Source organism: Rhizobium sp. 10N414 (genome assembly GCF_056394785.1).
Genome location: NZ_JBFTIN010000024.1, coordinates 54,225 through 67,638 on the forward strand (window position 1 = coordinate 54,225; position 13,414 = coordinate 67,638).

Genomic DNA, 13,414 nt, shown 5'->3' on the forward strand with positions numbered 1-13,414 from the left:
ATGGCGGAGCAGTCTTTGACGAACCAGGACATTTGCCTGGCGATGCTGCGTGACAACGACCGCGACCGCTATCTGGCTTGCCTGCTGGCGCCGGAAGTAAGGCGGGGCGCTCTGGCAGCTCTCTACGCTTTCAACGCCGAGCTCGCGCGCATTCGCGATCTGGTGCACGATCCCCTTCCAGGGGAGGTTCGCATGCAGTACTGGCGCGATCTGCTGGAGGGCAGCGCGCACGGCTCCACCCAGGCAAACCCGATTGCCGCCGCCTTGTTGTCGTCGATTGAAACCCACCGCCTGCCATCGCAGACCCTCGTCAACATGATCGATGCCCGCATCTTCGATCTCTACGACGATCCGATGGAGACGCGGGTCTCACTTGAGGGGTATGCCGGCGAGACGGCGTCTGCGCTGATCCAACTGGCAAGTCTCGTGCTTGCGCCGGAGGCGGCCACCGCATCTGCCGAGGCTGCTGGGCATGCGGGCGTTGCGCAGGCCATCGCCGGTCTTCTGCTCCTGATGCCGTTGCATCGCCACCGCGGCCAGCTCTACCTTCCCCTTGAAATCCTGTCCGCTACCGGGCTCGATCGTGATGCGTTTCTCGCCGGCGAGGACAAGCCGCGAATCTCTGCCGCGATCGAAGCCTTTGCGGGACTTGGACGCGACCATCTTGCCAAGGCGAGACGTGTCGCAATACCGCAGTCGGTGTTTCCCGCCTTTTTGCCTGTCACCATGGCGGAGCCGATTCTTTCCAACGCCCAGAAGGTAGGCGCGGGACTGTTCGATCGGCAGATCCAGCGATCGCAGTTTCGGCGCCAGGCCGGCATGCTGCTTGCGCTGATGCGCAAGAAAATCTGACCCTGTTTAAACTCGCGCAAGGCTCGTGCGTTATAAAGACGCCGTTGTCGATTTGATCGGAGAGGGATGTGAGCATAATCGTCTGGTGCGTTATATTCGCGATCGTCGTCTTCATCGCCTTCATTTCGACGCGCATGGCGGCGCAGAACAAGGAAGATGGCCTGCACGATACCGGGCTCGCGATCATCGAGTTCAACCGGGCTTTCCCCAACGAAGCAATCCGCCAGTTGCAGGCGACTGCCGATGGGCAGGCGGTGTTCGTGCGTTTGCATGACAACAAGGCCGGCATCATGCGGAATATGCAGCGGCACTATTCGTGCCATGTTCTTGAGCCGGGAAGGGTGCGTGTGCTCAGCTCCGAAACCGGGCGAGGCCTCAACATAGAGTTCCTCGACGCACCACATTACAGCGGCACCTTTGAATTCGCGTCCGCCAGGGTGGCGTCGGAGGTCGCACTTTGGCTGCTCGGCAACTACGTGGCCGAGCCTGACAAGGCATTGCCGTCGCACAATCCCACGGTCGCAAACGGCCAGTAGCAAAGGTCCTGGCGAACCGGGATATCCCTTCGCTGCGGCCGTCCCGCATTTACAATCATCCTCGTCGGCGCGGCCCGCGCGACGCGTCGCCGCGGCCGTTTTGCCGTTGCCTACGGTCCGAAATAGGCGCAAGATTTACGCTATCCGGCATTAGTTTGAGTTTGTATTCACAAACGCGATGGAGGTGCGTGATGCTTGCAATCAATGATACCGCTCCGGATTTCGAAGCTCAGACGACCGAAGGCGTGATCAGTTTTCACCAGTGGATCGGCAACTCCTGGGCAGTGCTGTTTTCGCATCCGAAGGACTTTACCCCCGTATGCACGACCGAACTCGGCTACATGGCGCGGATCAAACCCGAATTCGACAAGCGCGGTGTGAAGATTATCGGTCTTTCCGTTGATCCGCTCGAACGCCACACCAGCTGGATGATAGACATCGAGGAAACGCAGGGCTATCGTCCAAACTATCCGATGATCGCGGACGTCGATTACGCGGTATCGAAGCGTTACAACATGCTGCCCGCGCTCGTATCCGGCGATCCGACCGAGCGCACTCCAGCCGACAATCAGACCGTCCGCAACGTCTTCGTGATAGGGCCTGACAAGAAGATCAAACTGGTCATGGTCTATCCGATGACCACGGGGCGCAACTTTGATGAGGTGCTGCGGGTCATCGATTCCCTGCAGCTTACTGCAAAGCACAAGGTCGCAACGCCAGTGAACTGGAAGAACGGCGAGGACGTGATCATCGCCGGTTCAGTCTCCGACGACGACGCAAAGAAGCAATACCCGCAAGGTTGGCGAGCACCGAAGCCCTATATCAGGATCGTGCCGCAACCGCACGGATAGGCAATCGCAAAGCAAGCCGCCACGAAGGAGGTGGGGATGATCTTCCGGCAGCTGTTCGATCCGGTGTCGAGCACCTATTCCTATTTGCTGGCAAGCCGGAACGGCGGCGAGGCGCTGATCATCGATCCGGTGTTGGAAAGGGTTGATCGCTATCTTCAGCTCATTCACGAGCTCGATCTGAAGCTCGTGAAGGCCGTAGATACCCATCTCCATGCCGACCACATCACAGGTCTTGGCGCGCTGCGCGACAAGACCCATTGTATTACCGTGATGGGAGAGCAAACAAAGGCCGACGTCGTTTCGATGCGTCTGTCGGACAATGAGAAGCTGACCATCGAGGGACTCGCCCTCGATGTGATTTATACGCCGGGACACACCGACGATTCCTACAGTTTCGTTTTGCCCGACCGCGTTTTTACCGGCGACACCCTGCTCATTCGCGGCACCGGCCGCACCGATTTCCAGAATGGAGATCCCCGGGCGCAATACGAGTCGATCTTTGGCCGACTGCTGAAGCTTCCGGAATCGACGATGGTCTTCCCTGCACACGACTACAAGGGCGATACGGTCTCGACCATCGGCGAGGAAAAGGCCTTCAATCCACGCCTGCAGGTAAAATCCGCCGATGAATATGCCGATCTGATGAACAATCTGAAACTGGCCAATCCGAAGATGATGGACGTAGCCGTTCCGGCTAACATGAAGGTCGGGATGAACCAGGACAACGTAATGCGCCATGGCTGGGCGCTGACGGCGCAGCAAGCGCTGGGCGTCGTCGGCCTCGGCGACGTCGCCTTGGTCGACCTGCGCGAGAATGCCGAACGGCAGCGAAACGGCACGATCCCGGGCTCTCTTCACGTCCCCTATCCCTCGCTCGAGGAAAGCATAGGCGCTGGCGGTACGCTGCATGAGCTGGCAACTTCAACCCGCAAGAGGCTGCTTTTCTATTGCGCGTTCGGCGAACGATCGGCAATGGCCGTGCAGGCAGCGCATGACGCCGGTCTTCCGCTGGCCTTTCATATTCAAGGCGGCATCGACGCCTGGAAGAAGGCGGACGGACCGATCGCGCATTAGCGAGCGCCCTATGGCAAGCGATAAAATGGTGCAGCGGCAATCGATTCTGACCTGTCCGATCTGCGGGCACCGATCAGTGGAAACGATGCCGGTCGATGCCTGCGTTTGGTTCCACGAATGCCAGGGCTGCGGCGCGACGCTTAAGGCGAAGCACGGCGATTGCTGCGTCTTTTGCTCATACGGGTCGGTTCCGTGTCCGCCGATTCAAACCCGCGCGATCTCGCGGTGTTGTCAGGCCACCTCGAACACGGCCGCGTAGTGATAGGGCGGCAGATCGACGACCCGCTGCATGAAAAAGCCAGCAGTCTCAACAACGGTACGAACCGCTTCGGGCGACATGCGCATCTCGGTTCGCGGTCCCCGGGGCTTGCCTAGGACCACCGTTTCCTCTCGCGGAGCCGGGTGCCAGTTGACGATGCAGAACAGGCCGTCCGGTTTCAGAACTTCCCTTACGGAACATGCGAGACCTATTTGGTCAGGAACGCCGTGGAAGGTATTGGCGATCAAGACAAAATCGACCGGTTCGTCAAGGTGTTTCGCCAGCGCCGACGTGGCGTCCGCGCAAATCCACTGGCGAACTGACGCGCCGCTGCGCTCAACTTCGGCCTTTGCCAGCTCGATCATGGCGGGATCGAGATCGAGCGCCGCCAACCGTCCGTCGACCAGTGCTGCGAGCGGGCCGGTGAAGTAACCGTCGCCGCAGCAAAGGTCGAGAACGCTCATGCCCCGCCGGATGCCAATCTGTTGAAGCAGCCCTTGGGGATCAGGCCACAGCGCAGACCACCAATCCCTGTCCGGCATGGACGTGCCTTGAAACAATGCTGCCATGTCACGCCCCCGAGGAGGTCTCACCACACAGAATTTCGACAGCGACGAGACGCCTGTCGATGGCTAGATCGGTAGGCTCCCGGCTCGATTACGCACTCTCCGCGAGCTTGACGTCCTGTCCGAGCCAGGTGGCACAATCCGCAAGCGCCCGCTTGGCGATCAGCTGCCGCTTCATGATCGTCTTGTCCTTGCCGCGGAAACGCTTCACGCCTTCGGGTTTGACAATCGAGCCGGGCTCCAGCTCGGGGAACAGGCCGAAATTGATGTTCATCGGCTGAAACGACCGCTTGCCCGGCTCCTCGTCGTTGACGATGTGTCCGCCCGTGATGTGGCCGAGCAGCGAGCCGAGCGCCGTCGTTGCCGGCGGCAGGGATACTCCTTCTCCCTTTCGCTCGGCAGCGGCGAACCGGCCAGCCATGAGGCCGACGCTGGCGCTTTCGACATAGCCTTCGCAGCCAGTAATCTGCCCGGCAAAGCGCAGGCCCGGGCGGGACTTGAGCGTGAGCGACGGGTCGAGCAGCGTCGGCGAATTGATGTAGGTATTACGGTGAAGGCCGCCGAGGCGAGCGAATTCGGCGTTCTGAAGCCCCGGGATCATGCGGAAGATCTCGGCCTGGGCCCCGTATTTCAACTTCGTCTGGAAGCCGACCATGTTGTAGAGCGTGCCGAGCGCATTGTCCTGGCGCAACTGAACGACGGCATAGGCCTTGACCGTCGGGTTGTGCGCATTGGTCAGGCCCATCGGCTTCATCGGGCCGTGCCGCAGCGTCTCGCGGCCGCGCTCTGCCATCACCTCGATCGGAAGACAGCCGTCGAAGTAAGGCGTTCCTTCCCACTCCTTGAATCCGACAGTATCGCCGGCAATCAGGGCATCGACGAAAGCGTTGTACTGCTCTTCGGTCATCGGGCAGTTGATGTAATCCTTGCCGGTGCCACCCGGACCGACCTTGTCATAGCGCGACTGGTACCAGCAGATATCCATATCGATGCTGTCCCGATGAACGATCGGCGCGATTGCATCGAAGAAGGCCAGCGCGTCCGCGCCCGTCTCGGCCTGGATGGCGCTTGCAAGGGAAGGTGCCGTCAACGGGCCGGTGGCAACGATGGCGAGATCCCATTCTGTCGGTGGCAAGCCGGTTACTTCTTCACGAACGACCGTGATCAACGGGTGCTCTTGGATCGCTTTGGTAACGGCGTCCGAGAAACCGTCGCGGTCGACGGCCAGCGCGCCACCGGCGGGGACCTGATGCTTGTCGGCGCACGCCATGATCAGCGATCCCGCCATGCGCATTTCGGCATGGATAACGCCAACCGCGTTGCTGGTCGCGTCGTCAGAGCGGAAGGAGTTGGAGCACACGAGCTCGGCCAAGCCGTCGGTCTTGTGGGCGTCGGTGCCACGCACACCGCGCATCTCGTGCAGAATAACCGGCACGCCGGCATTTGCGATCTGCCAGGCTGCCTCGGAGCCGGCGAGCCCGCCGCCGACCACATGGATGGGAGAATGGGAAAAGGTCTTGTTCATGCGCGGCTGATTACCACGCTGGGCCGGCGCAGGAAACCGAAGAATTGGCGACTGATCGATGCCGGCACCGATGCCGTCAAATATCCAGCTTCAGCCGAGCGCCCGTGTCGCTCGCCGCCGGCACGGCGCAGCAAATCAGCGCTTCGTCATCGGCGGCGTCGGCGGTCGGCTCCTTCGTGTATGCAACGGAGCCTGACAGGATTTTCGTCCTGCAACTTCCGCAATTGCCAAGGCGACAGCTGAACTCGGGCGCCAAGCCGCGCGCTTCGGCAAGCTCGAGCAACGTGCCCGATCCTGGCTCCCAGCGTGCTTCCTTACCGGAGCGCATGAAATAGACCGGCTGCGGTTCTTCAGCGGCGGCGCGCGCGGGCGATCGCGGGAGCGCATCTCCCGATCGCTGGAGAGACGCGGGTCCAAACGCTTCGGCATTGATGCGGCTATCAGAGATATTCAATCCACGCAGGCCATCATAGACCGACTGCATGAAGCCGGCTGGACCGCACAGATAAAAGTCGTAGTCGTTGAACGGCAACACGCTGCTGAGCAGGGTCATGTCGACGCGCCCCTGCTTGTCATAGTCTTCACCAGCGACCGTATCAGAAGTATCGCTGAGCAACCGGACCAGCTTGACGACGCCGCCGGACACTGCGGCGAGTGCCTGCAGCTCGGCATTGAATGCACGTTCCGACGCGTTGTGCGCTGAATAGATCAGCCAGGTCGGTCGTATCCGCCTGGTTCGCAGCCCCTCGTAGACGACATGCCGCAGCATCGCGAGCAGGGGGGTGATCCCGATGCCTGCCGCCAGCAAGACGGCAGGGCGTCTCTCGCCGGGGTCAATCGTGAACGCGCCTGTCGGGGCGCGTGTCTCGATGATGTCTCCTTGCCGGATGGCATCGTGAAGATGCGCCGAGACAAGCCCTTCGCGCTTGACGCTGATGCGATAGATACTGTCGGAGGGGGCCGAGGAGATCGTATAGGTGCGCACCGCCGGCACATCCGATCCCTCGAGCTTGATGCGGATCGGCAGGTGCTGGCCGGAGACATGCGGAATGATCCCGCCTTCGTCTATCGGTTCGAGATAGAACGAGCGCACGCTGGCGCTCTCTTCGACGATCCGGGTGACGCCGAAGGGCCGCCAGCTCTTGGCGAGGGCAATCGCCTGAAGCCGCGCGGCAGCCTCATCCCAACTCCCGGTCATCAGGGAGTTGGGAGATGGACCGTTGGCGCGCGATCGCCATCGCAGCGGCAACGCTTCCTGCCGGTAGACGATCTGTGTCGGGCGAAAGCGCCACAGCCGCTCCGCCCCCTGGAACGCCGCTATCTCAGGCGATTCCAGAATGACCTCGGCGCTGCCCGATAACTGCAGCAGGTCGCCGCTCTCGAAATCCGCGAAGACCAACCCCGCCCGCGGATTGGCAAGAATGTTGCCGAGCGTGTTGAAGAAGAGATTGCCGGCAAAGTCCGGGATCGTCAGAACACTGTCCTCGCCAATCCGGACAAAGCCGGGCCGGCCGCCACGATGCGAAACATCGATTTGGCGCCCTTCATGGTCGCGGTCGACATACGAGGCGACGAAGAATGTATCCGCCTTGGCGATCATTTCGGCAGGCCGACCCTCCAGATTGCCAAAACTGACCGGGTCGTACCCGGAGGGCTGCATTGGATCCCGTGCAAACTCGAAATCGCGCAGCTGGATATATTGCGGGCAGTTGCCGTAGGCCTGCCCAACACGCACATCGAAGCCGTCCTGCCCGGTTCGATGGATAGTGCCATTCAGCCGGTTGCGACGGCGCGTGTGGAGCTCGATACCCAACATGGCAATGGCCTTGCCGTCGTCCATTCCCGCGCCGGCCGGGTCGAGCAGCTCACTCGGAAGGTCGACACTCAGTGTGTGGAGGTCCGGGCTCTGAAGGAAGCCCGGACGATTGGCACGGAGTGTCGCCCATGCGTTGCCGTCTTCATCTACCGTCCCAAGAACGATGAAGGGCAGCTGCGGGTAGAACTGCCGATGCTGATCGATCAGGTGATCTCGCAGCACGCGGCGGCCCACTTCGTCCATTCGCTTCGCGACGCCGACCTTCTCCTGCAGTGCGATCTCTCCGGCATGCCAGGGAGAGGAGGTGGTGCTCTGTGCCTCGGTGGGCATAACTGGCTCCTTCACGGCTTTTGGTCGGGTGCGGCGCGATGCGGCGCCTTAAGCGGCCTCGACAATGCCGACGGGTGATTTCTGGAAAGGCTGAAAGCCGGGAAGAGCTTCTATGCGCTCGAGCCAGGTCGTTACGCTACGGTAGGCAGACCGGTCGACGTTCCCCTCAGGCGCCCGGGCGATGTAGCTGTAGAGGGCGATGTCGGCGATCGTCGGTCTCGTTGAGGCGATCCATTCACGACCGGTCAGTTGGGCATCGACAAGGCCAAGAATGCGATGAGCTCTCGCGATCACTTCTTCAGTATCGAATTTCGCGCCGAATAATGTCACAAGACGGGCCGCGCATGGACCATAGGCGATCTCGCCCGCCGCGACCGACAGCCACCGCTGAACCGCAGCCGCCGCTGCCGGCTCCTCCGGCAGCCATCCCTCCGGCGCATACGTCTTGGCGACATAGACAAGAATGGCGTTGGAGTCGCTGACGACGGTGTCGCCGTCCTGAAGCACCGGCAGCTGCCCGAATGGGTTGAGCGCCAGGAAATCGGGGCTCTTGTGTTCTCCCGCCGCTAGGTCGACCTCCACGATTTCGGCATCGACGCCGATAAGCGACAGAAAGAGGCGGGCGCGATGGGCATGGCCCGATAGAGGATGCGAGTACAGCTTCATCGATCTGATCTCCGATTGAGGTGAACAGACAATAATTGTTTCCTGCTGCGCGCTGAATTGCGATAATACGAAAGTCACTATTTCAATTTGTGGAATATTGCGGGATATCCTATGGATCGGCTTCAATGTATGAGGGTTTTGGTCAAGGTCGCCGAGACGGCGAGCTTTGCGCAGGCTGCACGCCAACTTCACATGAGCGCTCCGGCCGTTACGCGCGCAGTCGCCTATCTGGAGGAAACTACAGGTGCTAGGCTGTTCGTGCGCTCAACGCGCTCGGTGAAGCTGACGCCATCAGGCAGCCGATATGCTGACGACTGCCGAAGGATTCTCAGTGATATCGACGAGGCGGAAGCCTCTGCCGGTGGATCCCATTCAACGGCATCCGGAATCCTCAGCATCACTGCGCCGGTATTGTTCGGTCAGATCCATGTCGTCCCGATCTTGACCGCGTTTCTCAGCACGCACCCGGCGGTCACCGGGCGCGTCCTGTTCTTCGATAGGATGGTCAATCTCGTGGAGGAGGGCATCGACGTCGCCATTCGTATCGGCCACCTGCAGGACTCGGACCAGCAGGCGAACAAAGTCGGCAGCGTGCGCCGCGTTGTCTGCGGCGCGCCGGCCTATTTCACGCGTCATGGCGAGCCGGTAACGCCGGCGGATCTCACCCGGCACGTGACCATCGTCAATACGGGATCATCGGCGCCGTTGGACTGGCACTTCGCGCCCAACCATACGCCCGTCAAGCTTCACCCGCGCATGTACTGCAACACCGTCGATGCATCGATCTCCGCGGCGTTGACGGGGTGGGGCCTGACGCGGACCTTGTCCTATCAGGTGGCGGAGCATCTTGCTGCCGGTCGGTTGAGGACGGTGCTCGATCAGTACGAGGAAGAGCCACTGCCGATCCACGTGGTCCACGTAGAGGGCAGGCACGTCTCAGCCAAGACACGTGCTTTCGTGGACTTTGCTGTTCAGAAGATAAAGGCGCTCGGCCTCTAGAGGCAGACCGATGTCGAGGTAGATATCAGCCCGATACGCTGTGCCGCAAAGGCGGCATTTATGCAATGGCCTTGGCCGAGGCTTCGTAGCATTCGGACAGGGAGCTTATACGATCGAGGTTGTTCAGGATATCGACCATGTCGCATGCTTCGCGCCACGTCATCCGAGCCATCTGCACGTTGTTCAACTCCGCCGGCCGTTGTGTCGTGGCATCGACAACGGTCCAGAGTCCGTCCTCCATGCGAAGATTATATCGGCACATTACGCATGTCTCCCTTGGGTAATGCCGGATACTTTCACAATGGCTAATATGAGTCCATCCTAAAGGATGATGGAAGTGTGGTATTAACTGCCATGCCCGTGGCGGGCGCGCTCGCCGTGAAGGGGCTCAGAATCAAAAACGGCGCCAAAGGCGCCGTCTTGGAAGCTTCACGCTCGCCGCTATTAGCGGAACGAGCGGGAAGCGATATTGCGGATGTCGTAGCGGGTAACGCCGATGTCGGCGAGCGCCTGGTTGGAGAGGCTGCCAAGTTCACTGAGCGTGCGGCGATAGCTCATCCAGTTCTTTGCAATGCGGATCGGGTTCATGTTCTTTTCCTCAGAATGATCGTCAGAGCGGCCCCATCGCCGTCTCATCGTTGACGTTCATATAAGTCTTCTCTGTCATATTGTGCAGTGCAAAGAAGCGGCATCTGCTATGCAATTGTGCATGTGATGCTCATTCCGAATGCAACGATTGTTTTCTGAGCCACGCCAAAAGGGACGGGGAATTGACTGCAACTATCGCGGAAGCTGGTAGCCAGGCAAAAGAAAACGCCCGTTGCCAGGGGCAGCGGGCGTTTTATCAAGGCGATCTTGCTTGGGAGGATAGCAAATCGCTTGGATTAGCGGGCAGAAGCCTCGCGAGCAACACGATGGATGTCAGAGCGGTCGATACCGAGGTCGTGCAATTCGCGGTTGGTCATGCGGCCGAGTTCGGAAACAGTCTGACGATACTTGCGCCAGTTGTTGAAAGAGCGAGAGAAGTTCATTTTGGTCCCCTTTCCTAGGGCTTGCGATCTGCCAGCTGCCGCCGATCGGCGCTGACCTCTATTTGATGACTGCAATATATGTTGCGCTGCGAAGTCGTAACAGAGACAAGATTTCAGATCACCTATGCATTTAGCGCAAGTCTCAAGCGCTAGTCGCCGTGATTTCGCTCCCATGTGGTTAATCATTAGGCAGAATGGTTGGCGTATGCCGGCCCGCGTTACCTTTTCTCCTTGCGAGGCGAGTGGCCGCCGGTTGGCATATGCAGCTGCGACAAGGAGGTCGCAGCGAAATTTGGTTCGGCGGTCAGCGGCTGCGGGGTCGTTGCTGCCTCCGATGAGCCTGCTGCCAGGCCATTAGACCGGCGCGACCTGCGGGAGGCACATCCGCCACCGCTGTCCAACAGGCATTGGAAAACCACGCTGCGATATTGTCGAAAACCAAACGCCCACCGGGGGAGGATCCGGTGGGCGTCGTTAGGGTGACTGACAACTGGGAGGAGGAGTGTCGTCAGTCTATCGGAGGGCGCTGGGAGGAGGAGTGCGCTGCTCCGAATTTCGTTACGAAGATCATCTTCGCAGGCTTTTCCGGTAACCCGGGGCAGGGCGCCGTCCCCTTGCCTTCTGATTAGTGACATAAATCGTCTTACTGGTATTTTGCAGTGCAATATAATCATGCTGCCCATGCAGAAATCGCATGGCTTGCGAGTATGGAGTGTATATTAGCAACCTGCCGTTATGGATCGGTTAAAAAGCACCCCAAATTCGCCCAATGAGGATTTCGTATGGGAATATTTCCCCGTGCTCGATCAACGGCTATAAAGCAAAGAGAGGAAGCGCGTAATCGCGCGTTTGGCGGAGTAGGGCATGTATCGCGGTCGATTGGAGCGAGACCTCTCGCTTTGGGTGGAAAAGGGGCTCTTGCCGGAGGCAACTGCAGGAGCGCTCTTGGAGGAATATGACGCGCGCCCGGCAAGCTTCAGCCTTGGCAACGTGCTGATGATCCTCGCGGCAATCCTGCTAGGGGCGGCGATCCTGCTGGTTGTCGCTTCGAATTGGGAAGCCATCCCGCGTCTTGTGCGCGTCGCCGTCATTCTTGCAATCATCTGGGTCGTGCATCTCGGCGCGGCGGTCATGCTCAGGCGCGGCGCCACCGGTGCAGCAGGCGGACTGCTGGTGATCGGGACATTGGCCTTCGGTGGAGCGATTTCGCTGATCGGGCAGATGTATCATTTGTCGGGAGACCAACTGACGGTCATGTACCTGTGGTTTGGCATGGCAGTGGTTTCGGCGGTGCTGTTTCGCTCCGGCGTCGTCGCCGCGGTGGCAGGCTTTCTGTCTTGGGGCAGCTTCGCGGCCTATCTCGATACCTACGATACGCGCTGGGTCGGCCTCGATCCCTGGATTGTGCCGCTCATGGCAGCTGTTGTCATTGGTCTCGTCCGCCTCACCGGCGCGGATCGCGCGCGCCATCTCGCGTATCTGCTGCTTGTCGGCTGGCTTACCTGGCTCTATGCGGTGAACGAGAATTTCTGGCTCGCGCTCGCCTATGCTGTCGGCGGCATGCTCGCCTTTGTTCTCGTCAGCCTGCCGGTAGCACGACGTTCCGCGCTTCTCAGGACTGCCGGATCGGCTCCTGCCTTTTACACTTTCCTCGTCGCCATCATCGGTCTCCTTCTGCTCCATATTGAACTGGAGCATGGCTGGCAGTTCGTGACATTGGCGCTGGTGACGCTGGGCGCCGCAGTTGTTGCCATTGCGCTCCAGGGACGAAACAACGGTGCGGTGCGCTATCTGGCCTACGCCGCCTTTGCCGCTGAGATGCTCTACCTTGCGTCGGTGACCGTCGGGTCGATTCTCGGGACATCGAGCCTCTTCCTGTTCTCGGGGCTCTTCGTTGCGGCCGTCGCGTGGCTCGTCATTCGCCTCGAGCGGCGATTTGCCCTCACAACTCCGGAGGCAAGCGTATGAGCATTTTCTCGCCGCAAGGTTCAGGCAGCCGCTACATCGTCGCTGCAATCATCGTAGCGGCGCTGCAGACCGCCGTTCTTGGCTATGTGATCGAGAGCCGTGCGTCGATTCTGCGCAGCGGTACCGACGCTCTGCTGAAGACCGCGCCCGTCGATCCGCGCGACTTTCTGCGCGGTGACTATGTCGTGCTGAACTACGAGATCTCCTCGGTCCCGGTAGCATCGATTGTTGGCGGTGTACCGCAGGACCAGGGCAAGAAGAGCCTTTGGGTGCGGCTGAAGCCTGGCGATGGCGGATTCTGGGGCATTGTCGAAGCATCGTTCGAACGCTTGGCCGAGCAACCGGGCACCGTGGTTCTGCATAGCAGGCCTTTCTATAGTTATGGCCCCAATTCCGCCGACCACATCCGCGTCGAGTATGGCATCGAACGCTACTACGTTCCGGAAGGCCAAGGCACGGCCTTGGAGCAGGCGCGCCAGGGCGGTGACGTCTCCATTGCCGTTCGCGTGGCCTCGGATGGAACGCCACAGATACGCAGCCTGCTCGTCGACGGGAAGCCCGCCTACGACGAGCCTCTTTATTAAGTTGACGCCGAATGGTGTGGAAGCCTGCGAGCGCGGGCGAAATCACTGTCATTTGCCCTTCATTTTTCCTTTGCCTCTCCCAAATCGGGTGTTATAGAGACGCCGCGCTCCGGAAGGCCTCATGTGCAGGCATATGCATGCGGTTTTTGAGAACGCGGGTATGGTGAAATTGGTAGACACGCCAGATTTAGGTTCTGGTGCCGCAAGGCGTGGGAGTTCAAGTCTCTCTACCCGCACCAAAAGCTGGCTTGCAGGCGGGGGGACCGGAACCGGTGTTCCTCGATTACCCGGCAGCAAGGCGCCGTTCCGCCAGGGGCGGAATGAATAAGAATTGAGAACAAGCCACGCTCGGCAACT

The 13,414-nt window shown here is 60.1% G+C and carries 15 protein-coding genes and 1 tRNA gene; 9 read left to right on the forward strand and 7 right to left on the reverse strand.

Going from position 1 to position 13,414, the window contains the following annotated elements; translation table 11 throughout:
• From AC1DE4_RS20540 to AC1DE4_RS20560, 5 genes are all read left to right on the forward strand, one after another.
• The gene (locus tag AC1DE4_RS20540; protein ID WP_025659078.1) at nucleotides 1-852 is read left to right on the forward strand and encodes a phytoene/squalene synthase family protein; all 852 of its coding nucleotides are present in this window, start codon (nucleotides 1-3) and stop codon (nucleotides 850-852) included.
• A gap of 68 nt (nucleotides 853-920) precedes the next feature.
• Nucleotides 921-1,388, forward strand: a complete 468-nt coding sequence (locus AC1DE4_RS20545) for a hypothetical protein (protein WP_025659077.1) — start codon at nucleotides 921-923, stop codon at nucleotides 1,386-1,388.
• A 191-nt stretch (nucleotides 1,389-1,579) separates the two neighbouring features.
• A complete protein-coding gene (locus AC1DE4_RS20550; protein ID WP_018859373.1) occupies nucleotides 1,580-2,239 on the forward strand; it encodes a peroxiredoxin in 660 nt (219 codons plus the stop codon).
• Between the two features lie 36 nt (nucleotides 2,240-2,275).
• Nucleotides 2,276-3,313 (forward strand): MBL fold metallo-hydrolase, encoded by a 1,038-nt coding sequence (locus AC1DE4_RS20555; RefSeq protein WP_025659075.1) that lies wholly within the window; start codon nucleotides 2,276-2,278, stop codon nucleotides 3,311-3,313.
• Between the two features lie 25 nt (nucleotides 3,314-3,338).
• Nucleotides 3,339-3,572, forward strand: coding sequence for a GDCCVxC domain-containing (seleno)protein (locus AC1DE4_RS20560; protein ID WP_082728492.1), 234 nt, complete (start codon nucleotides 3,339-3,341; stop codon nucleotides 3,570-3,572).
• Here AC1DE4_RS20560 and AC1DE4_RS20565 read toward each other — a convergent pair.
• The 4 genes from AC1DE4_RS20565 to AC1DE4_RS20580 all read right to left on the reverse strand — a co-directional run bounded on the left by AC1DE4_RS20565 (nucleotide 3,545) and on the right by AC1DE4_RS20580 (nucleotide 8,475).
• Nucleotides 3,545-4,141 (reverse strand): class I SAM-dependent methyltransferase, encoded by a 597-nt coding sequence (locus AC1DE4_RS20565; RefSeq protein WP_025659074.1) that lies wholly within the window; start codon nucleotides 4,139-4,141, stop codon nucleotides 3,545-3,547. The genes AC1DE4_RS20560 and AC1DE4_RS20565 overlap by 28 nt on opposite strands.
• Nucleotides 4,142-4,229: 88 nt before the next feature.
• The gene (gene trmFO, locus AC1DE4_RS20570; protein WP_025659073.1) at nucleotides 4,230-5,663 is read right to left on the reverse strand and encodes a methylenetetrahydrofolate--tRNA-(uracil(54)-C(5))-methyltransferase (FADH(2)-oxidizing) TrmFO; all 1,434 of its coding nucleotides are present in this window, start codon (nucleotides 5,661-5,663) and stop codon (nucleotides 4,230-4,232) included.
• Between the two features lie 76 nt (nucleotides 5,664-5,739).
• Complete coding sequence (locus AC1DE4_RS20575; protein ID WP_025659072.1) at nucleotides 5,740-7,809, reverse strand: 2Fe-2S iron-sulfur cluster-binding protein; 2,070 nt, start codon at nucleotides 7,807-7,809, stop codon at nucleotides 5,740-5,742.
• 48 nt (nucleotides 7,810-7,857) lie between these two features.
• Nucleotides 7,858-8,475: a glutathione S-transferase family protein gene (locus AC1DE4_RS20580; RefSeq protein WP_025659071.1), complete on the reverse strand. Its 618-nt coding sequence runs from the start codon at nucleotides 8,473-8,475 to the stop codon at nucleotides 7,858-7,860.
• Nucleotides 8,476-8,586: 111 nt separating this feature from the next.
• Between AC1DE4_RS20580 and AC1DE4_RS20585 the strand changes: the two genes are divergently transcribed.
• Nucleotides 8,587-9,474: a LysR family transcriptional regulator gene (locus tag AC1DE4_RS20585; RefSeq protein ID WP_477882712.1), complete on the forward strand. Its 888-nt coding sequence runs from the start codon at nucleotides 8,587-8,589 to the stop codon at nucleotides 9,472-9,474.
• Nucleotides 9,475-9,532: 58 nt separating this feature from the next.
• Here AC1DE4_RS20585 and AC1DE4_RS20590 read toward each other — a convergent pair whose 3' ends face one another.
• The 3 genes from AC1DE4_RS20590 to AC1DE4_RS20600 form a co-directional block, all read right to left on the reverse strand.
• Nucleotides 9,533-9,736 carry a hypothetical protein gene (locus tag AC1DE4_RS20590; protein ID WP_025659069.1) on the reverse strand — a complete coding sequence of 68 codons (204 nt, stop codon included), beginning with the start codon at nucleotides 9,734-9,736 and terminating at the stop codon, nucleotides 9,533-9,535.
• Nucleotides 9,737-9,918: 182 nt separating this feature from the next.
• Entirely contained in the window at nucleotides 9,919-10,062 is a 144-nt protein-coding gene (locus AC1DE4_RS20595; protein WP_018859365.1) for a DUF1127 domain-containing protein, read from the reverse strand.
• Between the two features lie 296 nt (nucleotides 10,063-10,358).
• The gene (locus AC1DE4_RS20600) at nucleotides 10,359-10,505 is read right to left on the reverse strand and encodes a DUF1127 domain-containing protein (RefSeq protein WP_018859364.1); all 147 of its coding nucleotides are present in this window, start codon (nucleotides 10,503-10,505) and stop codon (nucleotides 10,359-10,361) included.
• A gap of 864 nt (nucleotides 10,506-11,369) precedes the next feature.
• Here AC1DE4_RS20600 and AC1DE4_RS20605 point away from each other — a divergent pair.
• The 3 genes from AC1DE4_RS20605 (at nucleotide 11,370) to AC1DE4_RS20615 (ending at nucleotide 13,296) form a co-directional block, all read left to right on the forward strand.
• A complete protein-coding gene (locus tag AC1DE4_RS20605; protein ID WP_025659068.1) occupies nucleotides 11,370-12,473 on the forward strand; it encodes a DUF2157 domain-containing protein in 1,104 nt (367 codons plus the stop codon).
• The gene (locus AC1DE4_RS20610) at nucleotides 12,470-13,057 is read left to right on the forward strand and encodes a GDYXXLXY domain-containing protein (protein WP_025659067.1); all 588 of its coding nucleotides are present in this window, start codon (nucleotides 12,470-12,472) and stop codon (nucleotides 13,055-13,057) included. Before AC1DE4_RS20605 ends, AC1DE4_RS20610 begins: the two co-directional genes overlap by 4 nt.
• Nucleotides 13,058-13,211: 154 nt before the next feature.
• Nucleotides 13,212-13,296 (forward strand) — tRNA-Leu (locus AC1DE4_RS20615).
• The last annotated feature ends 118 nt before the right edge of the window (nucleotides 13,297-13,414 follow it).

Bases quoted from the DNA above. Each gene is read 5' to 3' on its own strand.
- AC1DE4_RS20540 (WP_025659078.1), top strand. From the start codon at position 1: ATGGCGGAGCAGTCTTTGACGAACCAGGACATTTGCCTGGCGATGCTG.
- AC1DE4_RS20550 (WP_018859373.1), top strand. From the start codon at position 1,580: ATGCTTGCAATCAATGATACCGCTCCGGATTTCGAAGCTCAGACGACC.
- AC1DE4_RS20555 (WP_025659075.1), top strand. From the start codon at position 2,276: ATGATCTTCCGGCAGCTGTTCGATCCGGTGTCGAGCACCTATTCCTAT.
- AC1DE4_RS20560 (WP_082728492.1), top strand. From the start codon at position 3,339: ATGGTGCAGCGGCAATCGATTCTGACCTGTCCGATCTGCGGGCACCGA.
- AC1DE4_RS20565 (WP_025659074.1), bottom strand. From the start codon at position 4,141: ATGGCAGCATTGTTTCAAGGCACGTCCATGCCGGACAGGGATTGGTGG.
- trmFO (WP_025659073.1), bottom strand. From the start codon at position 5,663: ATGAACAAGACCTTTTCCCATTCTCCCATCCATGTGGTCGGCGGCGGG.
- AC1DE4_RS20575 (WP_025659072.1), bottom strand. From the start codon at position 7,809: ATGCCCACCGAGGCACAGAGCACCACCTCCTCTCCCTGGCATGCCGGA.
- AC1DE4_RS20580 (WP_025659071.1), bottom strand. From the start codon at position 8,475: ATGAAGCTGTACTCGCATCCTCTATCGGGCCATGCCCATCGCGCCCGC.
- AC1DE4_RS20585 (WP_477882712.1), top strand. From the start codon at position 8,587: ATGGATCGGCTTCAATGTATGAGGGTTTTGGTCAAGGTCGCCGAGACG.
- AC1DE4_RS20590 (WP_025659069.1), bottom strand. From the start codon at position 9,736: ATGTGCCGATATAATCTTCGCATGGAGGACGGACTCTGGACCGTTGTC.
- AC1DE4_RS20595 (WP_018859365.1), bottom strand. From the start codon at position 10,062: ATGAACCCGATCCGCATTGCAAAGAACTGGATGAGCTATCGCCGCACG.
- AC1DE4_RS20600 (WP_018859364.1), bottom strand. From the start codon at position 10,505: ATGAACTTCTCTCGCTCTTTCAACAACTGGCGCAAGTATCGTCAGACT.
- AC1DE4_RS20605 (WP_025659068.1), top strand. From the start codon at position 11,370: ATGTATCGCGGTCGATTGGAGCGAGACCTCTCGCTTTGGGTGGAAAAG.
- AC1DE4_RS20610 (WP_025659067.1), top strand. From the start codon at position 12,470: ATGAGCATTTTCTCGCCGCAAGGTTCAGGCAGCCGCTACATCGTCGCT.